The organism is Microbacterium sp. GXF6406, assembly GCF_054798215.1.
The window spans coordinates 46402-57449 of sequence record NZ_JBSJZH010000017.1 but is presented as its reverse complement, the minus strand read 5'-3'; the positions used below and the strand labels follow the sequence as shown (position 1 = coordinate 57449).

9 protein-coding genes are annotated in these 11048 nt (G+C 66.0%); 5 read left to right on the top strand and 4 right to left on the bottom strand.

The window, feature by feature from the left end; genetic code table 11:
- Nucleotides 1-78 precede the first annotated feature (78 nt).
- The 5 genes from ACWAUG_RS10425 (at nt 79) to rpsT (ending at nt 6186) form a co-directional block, all read left to right on the top strand.
- Nucleotides 79-1020, top strand: coding sequence for an ABC transporter permease (locus tag ACWAUG_RS10425; RefSeq protein ID WP_460802367.1), 942 nt, complete (start codon nt 79-81; stop codon nt 1018-1020).
- 2 nt (nt 1021-1022) lie between these two features.
- Nucleotides 1023-1964: an ABC transporter permease gene (locus ACWAUG_RS10420; RefSeq protein WP_298038413.1), complete on the top strand. Its 942-nt coding sequence runs from the start codon at nt 1023-1025 to the stop codon at nt 1962-1964.
- Nucleotides 1961-3889 carry an ABC transporter ATP-binding protein gene (locus ACWAUG_RS10415; RefSeq protein ID WP_460802366.1) on the top strand — a complete coding sequence of 643 codons (1929 nt, stop codon included), beginning with the start codon at nt 1961-1963 and terminating at the stop codon, nt 3887-3889. The genes ACWAUG_RS10420 and ACWAUG_RS10415 overlap by 4 nt, the downstream gene beginning before the upstream one ends.
- A gap of 132 nt (nt 3890-4021) precedes the next feature.
- Nucleotides 4022-5722 (top strand): ABC transporter family substrate-binding protein, encoded by a 1701-nt coding sequence (locus tag ACWAUG_RS10410; RefSeq protein WP_460802365.1) that lies wholly within the window; start codon nt 4022-4024, stop codon nt 5720-5722.
- A gap of 203 nt (nt 5723-5925) precedes the next feature.
- The gene (gene rpsT, locus ACWAUG_RS10405; protein ID WP_298038419.1) at nt 5926-6186 is read left to right on the top strand and encodes a 30S ribosomal protein S20; all 261 of its coding nucleotides are present in this window, start codon (nt 5926-5928) and stop codon (nt 6184-6186) included.
- A 78-nt stretch (nt 6187-6264) separates the two neighbouring features.
- Here the strand turns inward: rpsT and ACWAUG_RS10400 are convergent, their stop codons facing one another.
- The 4 genes from ACWAUG_RS10400 to ACWAUG_RS10385 are packed head-to-tail and all read right to left on the bottom strand — an operon-like array spanning nt 6265 to nt 10971.
- Complete coding sequence (locus ACWAUG_RS10400; RefSeq protein WP_460802364.1) at nt 6265-6939, bottom strand: histidine phosphatase family protein; 675 nt, start codon at nt 6937-6939, stop codon at nt 6265-6267.
- A 30-nt stretch (nt 6940-6969) separates the two neighbouring features.
- Nucleotides 6970-8007, bottom strand: coding sequence for a DNA polymerase III subunit delta (gene holA, locus ACWAUG_RS10395; RefSeq protein WP_460802363.1), 1038 nt, complete (start codon nt 8005-8007; stop codon nt 6970-6972).
- A gap of 10 nt (nt 8008-8017) precedes the next feature.
- Nucleotides 8018-10348 (bottom strand): ComEC/Rec2 family competence protein, encoded by a 2331-nt coding sequence (locus ACWAUG_RS10390; protein WP_460802362.1) that lies wholly within the window; start codon nt 10346-10348, stop codon nt 8018-8020.
- Nucleotides 10345-10971 carry a ComEA family DNA-binding protein gene (locus tag ACWAUG_RS10385; protein WP_460802361.1) on the bottom strand — a complete coding sequence of 209 codons (627 nt, stop codon included), beginning with the start codon at nt 10969-10971 and terminating at the stop codon, nt 10345-10347. Before ACWAUG_RS10385 ends, ACWAUG_RS10390 begins: the two co-directional genes overlap by 4 nt.
- Between the last annotated feature and the right edge of the window lie 77 nt (nt 10972-11048).

Here is an 11048-nt window from a genome sequence, read left to right as displayed (position 1 = left end):
GTGCGAGAGTCCAGAACAGAAGTCACCCACCCACAATCGCGCGTCAATCACGAACCATATGGGAGACACGCCCTAGCGATGATCGTGGTCGCGACGAACATTACCTTCTTCTTGGCGTGGGGGTTCCTCAACCCGCGTAATAATTTCGTCGGCCGCCGTCCCCCGCTGAGCGAAGAGCAGATCGTCAAACTGCTCGAACCCCGGAATCTCAGCGACTCCGTGCCCATCTGGGAGCGCTGGTGGAACTGGTTCAGCGCCATCCTCTTCCGCTGGGACTGGGGCGTGAGCCCGACCGGCGGCTCGATCAACGAGCAGATCGCCTACCGCATGTGGGTGAGCGCCGAGCTCGTCCTCGGCGCGACGATCATCATGACGGTCATCGGTGTCGCGATCGGCGTCTACACGGCATCCCGGCAGTACAAGCTCGCCGACCGCATCGGTCAGGCGACCTCGATCATCACGATGAACATCAACGTGATCGTGGCCGCCCTCGGAATCGTTCTGCTCGCGATCGCGCTGAACGACCTCGTCGGGACCCGCATCTTCTATGTCACCGGCTCGTCGAGCAAGGGCGTCGAGGGGTTCTTCCCGGTACTCATAGACAAGTTGCAGCATGTGACTCTGCCGACCATCGCGCTCGTCATCACCGGCTACGCGGGCACCCACTTCCTGCAGCGCTCGCTGCTGCTCGACAACATCAACGCCGACTACGTCCGCACCGCGCGTGCGAAGGGCCTGACGAAGCCGCAGGCGATTCGCAAGCACGCGCTGCGGACTTCTCTGATCCCCGTCGCCACGCAGGTCGCCTTCAGCATCCCCGGCATCTTCACCGGTGCGATCCTGACGGAGACGATCTTCGCCTGGAACGGCATGGGCAAGTACTTCATCGAGACCATCACGAAGAACGACATCAATGGTGTCGTCGCCGTGGCCGCGTTCGGAGGCGTCATGGTCGCCATCGGCGCCGTGCTCTCGGACATCATCGTCGTGGTCCTCGACCCGCGAGTGAGGGTGAGCTGAACATGAGTGAAATGATCGACCCCCTGGCCTCACCCATCCCCGACCCCGCGGTCGAGGAATCCCGTGAGGAGCAGACCACCGGCAAGCCCATGTCGAAGTGGACGCTGTACTCGCGCCGTTTCTTGCGGAACAAGCCCGCAGTCGGCGGCATCGTGATCTTCGTTCTGCTGGTGCTTTTCGCCATCATTGCGCCGCTCGTCGCGAAGTATGACCACATCGAGCTCGACTTCCTCGCTCTGAGCAGCCCGCCTTCTCCGGAACACTGGTTCGGCACCACGCCGTCCGGAAATGATGCGTTTGCGCAAGTCGCGATAGGCCTGCAGCGCTCTCTCATGATCGCTGTCAGCGTCTCGCTCGGCACGACGGTCCTCTCCGCGATCATCGGCACGGCCGCAGCCTACTTCGGCGGCATGACCGAAAAGATCACACTCATGGTGATCCACTTCATGATGGTGATCCCCAGCTTCCTGATCCTCTCGCTGCTTTCGAACAAGTCCGGCGGCGACTGGCGTGTGATCGCGCTGATCATGATCTTCGTGACCGGCTGGTACTTCCCCGCCCGTGTCGTCTGGACAACAGCCCTCTCCCTGCGCGAGCGCGAATACGTGCACGCCGCTCGCTACATGGGCGTGGGCGGTTTCCGTATCGTCCTGCGCCACCTCATCCCGAACATCGGCTCGCTGCTCATCATCAACTTCACGCTCGGCATCGTCAACGCAGTGATGGCGGAAACCGGACTGTCGTTCATCGGCTTCGGCGTGAAGATCCCCGATGTCTCTCTCGGCTCCCTGATCGGTTCCGGCGCGAACATCATCACCAGCGCACCTTGGCTGTTCTACTTCCCCGCTGCAGCCCTGACGCTGCTCACGGTGTCGATGGCACTCGTCGCCGACGGTCTGCGCGATGCCCTCGATCCCACCTCGGCGGCTGGAGGTCGCGCATGAGCAACATCATCTCCGTCCGCGATCTGAAGGTCAGCTTCGCCTCCGAGGCCGGCCGGGTGGATGCCGTGCGCGGCGTCTCCTTCGACCTCGAAGCTGGGAAGACCCTCGGCATCGTCGGTGAATCCGGCTCCGGCAAGTCCGTGACATCCCTGGCGATCATGGGTCTGCTCGATGAGAATGCCAAGGTGTCCGGCTCGATCGTCTACGGCGGGCAGGAGTTGCTCGGCAAGACAGATAAGCAGATGTCAGTCATCCGTGGCAACGGCCTCGCGATGATCTTCCAGGATCCGCTGACCTCCCTCACCCCGGTATACACGATCGGCGATCAGCTGATCGAAGCTCTGACGATCCACCGCGGCATGAGCCACAAACAGGCATGGGACCGGGCAGTCGAGCTGCTCACGCTCGTCGGAATCACCCAGCCCGAGAAGCGCATGAAGGGCTTCCCGCACGAGTTCTCGGGCGGCATGCGCCAGCGCGTCGTGATCGCGATCGCGATGGCCAACAGCCCGAAGCTGATCATCGCCGATGAGCCGACCACCGCGCTCGACGTCACGATCCAGGCGCAGATCCTCGACCTCATCGAGAAGGCGCAGCAGGAGACGGGCGCCGCGACCATCATGATCACCCACGACATGGGAGTCGTCGCCCGCATGGCCGACGATGTCATGGTCATGTACGCGGGGCGCCCGATCGAGCACGCACCGGTCGGGGAACTCTTCCACCACACGCGCATGCCGTACTCGATCGGTCTGCTGGGAGCGATCCCGCGCGTCGACAAGGCCGAGAAGGAGCCCCTGGTCCCGATCAAGGGCAACCCGCCTCTGCTGATCGATCTGCCCGACGCGTGCCCCTTCGCCAACCGCTGCCCCATCGTGCAGGACGCCTGCCTCACGCGCGAGCCCGACCTCGCACCGGTCGCCACGGGCACGGGCGCCGAGCACACGGCCGCGTGCATCCGTGCGGGTGAGATCACCGACGGCGGTCTCCTCGGCGGCCTCCCGGTCTACCCGGTTCCCGCGGCCCCGGAGAGCGACCTCACCCGCTCTCCCCGCGAAGAACGTCCCATCACACTGGACGTACGCAACCTCAATAAGAGCTTCCCCCTCATGAAGGGAGCCTTCCTCAAGCGCAAGGTCGGCGAAGTTCACGCCGTCAAGAACGTCACCTTCGACGTGCGAGAGGGCGAGACGATGGCGATCGTCGGCGAGTCGGGCTCCGGCAAGACGACGACGCTGCTGCAGATCATGGATCTCGTCAAGCAGAACGACGGCGACATCGTCATCAACGGCACGAGCGTCAACGACATCACCAGCCGCAAGATCGAACGGCAGGTGCGGCGCGACATCCAGATCGTTTTCCAGGATCCGATGGGCGCGCTCGACCCGCGCATGACGGTGGCCGATGTCATCGCCGAGCCGCTGCGCGCGATCGGCACTCCGGCCGACGAAGTCTTCCCCCGCGTGCGAGAGCTCATGGACCTCGTGGGACTCAACCCCGCGCACATCGACCGCTTCCCCGGAGCGTTCTCGGGTGGTCAGCGTCAGCGCATCGGCATCGCCCGGGCTCTGTCGACCAACCCGAAGATCATCGTCCTCGATGAGCCGGTCTCGGCCCTCGACGTATCGATCCAGGCCGGTGTCATCAACCTGCTCGACGAGCTCAAGGTGAAGCTCGGCCTGTCGTACCTCTTCGTCGCGCACGATCTGTCGGTCATCCGGCACATCGCCGATCGCGTGGCCGTGATGTACCTCGGCGATTTCGTCGAGCACGGTGATGTCGACGAGATCTTCGAGAACCCGAAGCATCCGTACACCCAGGCGCTTCTCTCGGCGATTCCGGTGCCGGATCCCGACATCGAACGCACCCGCAGCCGCCTGATCTTCAACCCGGAGACCGGGCAGACGGAGTCCGTCCGCAGCTGAGTTTGTTAAGGGCCGGTAACACTCGATCACCGTCCGATAACAGTTAGCCATGATTCACCGTACGTCGGCGCGATAGCCCCGCATCGCTACTATTCTCGTGCTTATGAAACGCCGAAAGGCGAAAGGAGCACCATGAAGCAGCAGAAGCTGATGGGGGCTATCGCGTTCAGCGGAGTCCTCGCACTGGCCCTTGCCGGCTGTGCAGCCGACACCGGCTCGAACGACGGCAACACCACGCCCACCGAGACCAAGGCCTCGGATTACAACCCGCAGCCCCGTGAGAACCTCCAGGTCGGCGGTGAGGTCCGTTTTCCGATCAACGAGATCCCCGAGCAGCTGAACAGCTTCAACGGCGATGCTTCGGCTGACACCGCCCGCGTCGCTGCGTGGTACATGCCGCAGATCCTCCTCCAGAAGGACGACGGCACCCCGTACAAGCACGATGCGTACCTCGACGCGTGGGACATCGACACGGTCGACGGCAACACCCAGATCACGTTCACCTTCACGGACGACGCGCACTGGAACGACGGCACCGACATGGATTGGACCGCCATCGACGCCACGTGGAAGGCGAACAGCGGCAAGGACGAAGCCTTCAACCCGAACGCTACCGACGGCTACAAGCAGATCGCCTCGGTCGAGCAGGGCGACACCGCGAAGACGGCGATCGTCACCTTCGACGGCGAGTTCGCCTGGCCCGAGATGCCGTTCCTCACGGGCATCATCCACCCCGCGCTGGCCGACGCCGAGACGTTCAACACCGCGATGATCGACGACCCGCACGCCGAGTGGGGTGCGGGTCCGTACACGATCGACGAGTTCGACCCGAACTCCGACTACGTCTCTTACGTTCCCAACCCCGAGTGGTGGGGCGACGAGCCGCTGCTGGAGAAGGTCTCCTTCCAGGGCCTCGATTCCTCCGCATCGATCAACGCGTTCAAGGCTGACGAGATCGACACCGTCGAGGTCACCAGCAAGGACCGTCTTGAGCAGGTCAAGGGCATGGACGGCATCGAGCTGTACCGCGCTACCCAGACCGCCAGCACGCTGATCCAGGTCGACGCCGAGAAGCCGCAGTTCGAGGACGTCAAGGTCCGCGAGGCGTTCTTCAAGGCGATCAACATCGACCAGCAGAAGGAGATCGCCTGGAACGGCCTGGACTACGAAGAGGAGCCGGCCGGTTCGCTGACGCTCTTCCCGTTCCAGCCCGGTTACTCCAACGCCCTTGCCGAGGCCGGCTGGGAGTACAACCCGGACGCTTCGAAGGAGCTCCTCGAGGAAGCCGGCTGGACCGAGAACGCCGACGGCATCCGCGAGAAGGACGGCGAGACCCTTACGGTCGTCTACCCCGTCTGGAACGACAGCCCCACCAACGAGGCTCTCGCCAAGGCACTGCAGGCGCAGATGAAGGAGGTCGGCATCGACCTCCAGATCGACATCCGCCCGCCGTCCGACTTCTCCGATGACTACAACTCGAAGAACTGGGACGTCTCGTCGCTGCGCTTCACCTCGTCCGACCCGTTCGGTGCCGCCTGGTTCTGCCAGCTGTACTGCATGGACATGGGCCTGAACCTCTCCGGCGTCCAGAACGCTGAGATGGACCAGCGCATCCACGATGAGGTCGAGTCGCTCGCGACCTCCGACGAGCAGACGGCTGCGGCCATGAAGCTCGAGGCGGAGATCTTCCAGGACTGGGGCATCATCCCGCTCTACAACGGACCGATCATCACGGCCGCGAAGACGGGCCTGGCCAACCTCACGCCGGAGTCCTACGTCGGCATGGACGGCTTCGGCGTCCAGCCCGTCGAGAACGTCGGCTGGGAGAAGTAAGCACTTCGCTCTCCGCGAGGCGGGGTCGCAGGTTCTTCCTGCGGCCCCGCCTTTCCCGTGTCGTCGAATCGTGTTAACCGTCGAACACCTGGTAGACTCGGTTCTTGGCTTGCGTGTGGGTTCTTCCCTCACGAACGTCGGAAAGCAGCCCTCTTCCTGCTCACGACAACATCCCATCCATCACTGAACGAAAGTTTCCACGCGTGGCAAACATCAAGTCGCAGATCAAGCGCATCAAGACCAACGAGAAGGCAACGGTCCGCAACAAGGCCGTCAAGTCCGAGCTCAAGACCGCTGTTCGCAAGACCCGTGAGGCCATCGCCGCCGGTGACAAGGTTGCCGCCGAGGCGACCCTGAAGGTTGCGTCGAAGAAGCTCGACAAGGCCGTCAGCAAGGGCGTTATCCACGAGAACCAGGCTGCGAACCGCAAGTCCTCGATCGCCAAGCAGGTTGCCGCTCTCTGAGCCAACCGCTGAGTGAAAGGGCCCGTCCGATTCGGACGGGCCCTTTCACATTTCCGAGCGCTTGTTCAGCGTCGGCTCTCAAGCCGTCGCTTCAGCCGCCGTATCGCCGGTGATGTCCTTCGCCGCGGGGTCTTCGAGCGCGTGTCCGCCCAGTGGGTCGCCGTGCCAGGTGACGAGATCCCACCCGGAGCGCGGATCGCCTTCCAGTGCGCACATGCCCGTGTTGTGCAACCAGCGCTGCACCGCCTGCACGGTGTCGACGTTGCGTGAACGGTGCGCCGCCCACATGCGAATCGCCGCACCATGGCTGACGACGGCTGCCGTTTCTCCGGCGTGGTTGTCGACGATGGATGCGATAGCGCGGTCGTATCGTTCGAGGAAGTCCTCGCCGCTCTCCGATCCCGGCATCGCGTATCCCAGATCGCTCTGCGCCCAGCGGGTGAGCGTTCCGACGTAGCCGGCGACGGCCTCCTCATCGGTGCGCATCTCGAAGTCTCCGGCCTGGATCTCCTCCAGGCCGTCGAGCACCTCGATGTCGTGACCGGTGGCACGTGCGAGCGGTGTTCCGGTGAGCTGGGTGCGTGTCAGCCGCGATGCGTAGACACCGCGGATCTTCTCGTCGGCGAGGACGCCGGGGATTGCTGCTGCCTGCACCGAGCCGAGGGGCGTGAGGCCCGCGCCGGGGAAAGCGGTGTCGAGCGCGCCGGCGACGTTATTGGGGGTCTGTCCGTGTCTGATCAGCAGAAGTCTCATCGGGATCCACCCTAGGCCAGCCCGTTGTGTTTACTCTCCGAATGGAGCGCGTGTGGCTACGACCGTGACCATGCGCTCAAGCGCGAAGATCGGATCGCGCGCGGCACCCTTGACCTCGGCGTCGGCACGCGCAGTGGCTTGAATCGCCAATCCGAGAGACTTCTCGTTCCAGTCGCTGAGGTCGCGACGCGCACGGTCGACCTGCCAGTCCTTCATGCCCAGTCGTTGCGCGAGGCTGCGGCTCGGCTCCCGCTGGCCGGCGACGCGCGCCATCGTGCGCAGCTTCATCGCGAAGGCCGCCACCATCGGCACGGGGTCGGCACCGGAGTCGAGCGCGTGACGCAGCGCGATGAGCGCTTCTCCGTATCGCCCGGAGATCGCCGTATCGGCGACGACGAATGCCGAGACCTCGACGCGGCCACCGTAATACTTCGTGACGGTTTCTTCCGCGATGTCGCCCTCGACGTCGCGGATGAGCTGCTGGCAGGCCGCCGCGAGTTCGGTCAGGTCGTCGGCGAAGGCCGAGACCAGCGCGCGCAGCGCCGCCGGGGCGATGCGTCGCCGAGCCGCGGTGAATTCTCCCGCAGCGAAGTCGACCCGGTCGCTATCGCGTTTGACTGTCGGGCAGGCGATCTCGATGCCACCACCGGTTCCTGCGCGGATGCCGTCGAGCAGCTTCTTGCCGCGGACGCTGGCCCCGGTATGACGCATCAGGACCGTGGCACCCTCCTGGGGGTTGTCCAGGTAGGCGACGGCCTCCTTCAGGAACGCATCGGAGCATTTCTCAACGCCGGCGACCCGGACGAGTCGGGGTTCTCCGAAGAGCGACGGGGAGGTCAGCGACAGAAGGGTTCCGGGAGCGTAGTCGTCGGCACGCACGTCGCTGACTTCGAGGGCCGGGTCCTCGGCACGCAAATAGTCGCGCACACCGGCGATCGCGCGCTCCGCGCAGACCTCTTCGGGACCGGAGACGAGCACGATCGGTGCCGGTCGCGGTTCACGCCACGAGACCTGGGGGATCTTCGTCGCCTTCGCGCCGCCACGGGCGGAGGAACGGGGTGCGGCCATGACTACGAGCCTACTCGGGCTCGTCGCCATCGGCCGTGTCGCGCACGCGTTCCGTCCAGACGAGAAGCTCGCCGTCCTCCTGCGCGAGCAGGATCCGGCCCTGCAGATCGGTGCGCAGAGTGACGGCTCCAACTGATTCGGTGACCTCGATGATCTCCCGGCGCGGATGCCCGTAGGTGTTCTCGATGCCGGCGCTGTAGAGGGCGACCCGGGGAGAGATCTGCGCATACAAATCCGGATGCTGATCGGCGCTGCCGTGATGGGCGACCTTGACCACCGCGTATTGTCCGCGCAGGTCAGTGGCGAGCATGCGCTGCGGCAGCGCTCCGAGGTCGCCGAGGAAGAGCGAGCGGGGCACCTCTCCCCCGCTGAATTCCACCACCACGCTGCCGTCGTTTCCTCCGGGAAACGCCGCTGAGCCGGCTCGCGGCCACAGGACCTCCCAGCGCGCGTCTCCCAGCGCGCCGCGCATGCCGGCGGATGCTTCCACGACACGAGAACCGCCTGCCTCCAACGCCTGCAGCAGTCTCGCCTCCTCATCGGTGCGGGCAGGCCCGTGCAGCACGGTTCCGATGCGACCGGCGAGGCTTGCGGCTGCACCGGCATGATCGGCATCGAAGTGCGTGATGACGAGCAGGTCGATGCGCGAGATGCTCAGCGCGTTCAGGCAGTCGGCGATCGGTTCATCCTCGATGCCCGTATCGATCAGGGCGATCTGATGCTGCGAACGAACCAGCAGCGCATCTCCCTGGCCGACGTCGCAGGCGGCGATGGACCACGTGCCCGGCACGGTGAGAGGCGCGAGAGGACCGCCGAGGAGCATCCGGCCACCGAGAAGCGCCGCGGCGATGACGAGCGTCGCGTGAGAAAGGCGGCGGATGAGACGCGAGCGCGCCAGCCCGTCAACGCTCAGCACAACCCCGACCGCAGTGCTGAGCAGAGCGACCGCCGAAGCCGCGAGCACCCCGGGGACGACCGCGATGATGCCACCCGGGACCGCCGCCGAGACGTGCGCGGTCGTGGCGATCCAGGCGGCGGGCAGCCACGCCGAGGCGGCCAGGAGGTCGGCGAGCAGCGGTATGGGCGCGGCGAGGCAGGCGAGCAGCCCCACGACCGTGGCGATCGGGGCAGCAGGCTCGGCGAGCATGTTCGCCGGGATCCCGATCAGCGACTGCTGTTCGGCGAACAGGGCGATGATCGGCCCGCAGGCGAGCTGTGCGGCGAGCGGGATCGCCAGTGCCAGGGCGATCGGCGGCGGCATCCACCGGGCCATTCCTCGCGCGAGCGGAGGCGCGAGGACGATCAATGCCGCTGTCGCCGCGGCTGACAGCGCAAACCCCGGTGTCGTCGCGAGCCAGGGGTCCGCGACGAGGATGCCCACGACCGCCAGGCACAGCACTCCGACGCCCGCGCCGGGACGCCCGCACAGCAACGACGTCATGGCGAGCCCCGCCATGACGCTCGCGCGGATCACACTCGGCTCCGGCGTCACGAGCACGACGAAGGCGGCCAGCGAACCGAGGGCGAGCACAACGCGGAGTCCGCGCCCACCCCCGCAAATCGAGACGAACCAGAAGACCGCGCCGCAGACGATGGCGCAGTTCGCTCCGGACACCGCGGTCAGATGGCTCAGCCCGGACAGGAGCATCGCCTCGTTCAGCTCGTCCGAGACGGCCCGTGTATCGCCGACAGCGAGGCCGGGGAGCAGGCCAGCACCGGGTTCGGGGAGCCGGAGCGCACGCGCGACGAAGTCCTCGCGGACGCCGGCGGCGATCCCGAAGATGCCCTCGGCGGGGCGCAGGATCTCCACCTCGGTCCCGAAGACGACGAGCGCAGCCCGCTCACCGGCCTCGGTCACCATCGCCTGACCCCGCACGCGGATCACCGCACCGAGCTCGAGGCCCGGGATGCGGTCGACGCCGATGCGCACCGGAACTCCCGCGGGAACGTCCCCGTCAGAGGGTGTCCCGGCGAGCGTCTGCGCATCGAACCAAGCCCGCCCGTCGCTGCCCGTCGAGGAGGATGAGGAGACCGTTCCCGTCACCTCGATGTTTCGTCCGTCGAGCTCGACGGTCTGCTCGCGGGCAGGAGTCGCGAACACGACGGACAGCGCCGCAGCTGCCATCGTCACCGCGATGACCGCGGGAAGTCCTCCCCGCGAACCGCCGTGGCGACGAGTGCCCGCGATCAGCATCCCGAATGACGCCAACGCGGCGAGCAGGAGCACCGCGGCGCAGCATCCCGCAGCGCCCGGAACATAGACGCACAGCAGCGCCGTCGCCCAGACGAGCAGAGCGAGCGGCACGAGACGAAAGTCGCGCACCCGCGTCGTGCCGGTCATACCCGCACCAGGTCGCGCAGCCCCTCGAGCATCTTCTCCCCGATGCCCGAGACGGCCAGCAGGTCCTCGACCGAACGGAAGCGTCCGTTCTTCTCCCGCCAGTCGATGATCCGCTGGGCAAGCGCAGGACCGATGCGCGGCAGTGTCTCCAGGGCTGCGCTGTCGGCGTTGTTGAGATCGACGCGCCCATCACCGATCGGCGCGGCTCCCCCTCCAGCTGCGGTGGTCTCTACCGCGCCAATCACCGGCACGATGAGCTGCTCTCCATCGCTGAGCTCACGCGCCAGATTCACCGCCTGCAGATCGGCGTCATCGAGGGTGCCACCCGCAGCCGCCAGCGCATCGACGACGCGAGCATCGCGGTCCAGCACGTAGAGCCCCGGTGCCGCGACCTGCCCGAGCACGTGAACATACAGCTCGCCGCCGCTGACGGCATCCCGCTCGGAAATTTCCGGGTCCTCGTCGAAGGCGATCGCCTGCATCGGCGCAGTCTGCCCACGCATGATCCCGAGCCCCACTGCGCCCGAGAGCACGACGAGCCCCAGCACCACTGCGGCACCGATGCTCAGCCGGAGGCGCGCCCGCCCATCCGGACGCTCAGATTCAGAATCGCTCGCTGTCACCCCGCCACGCTAGGCCGCCGCGACCGAGACGAAAGCGCCCGGTCGTCCGCCTCTGTTGAGAAGCGGGCGACCGGGCG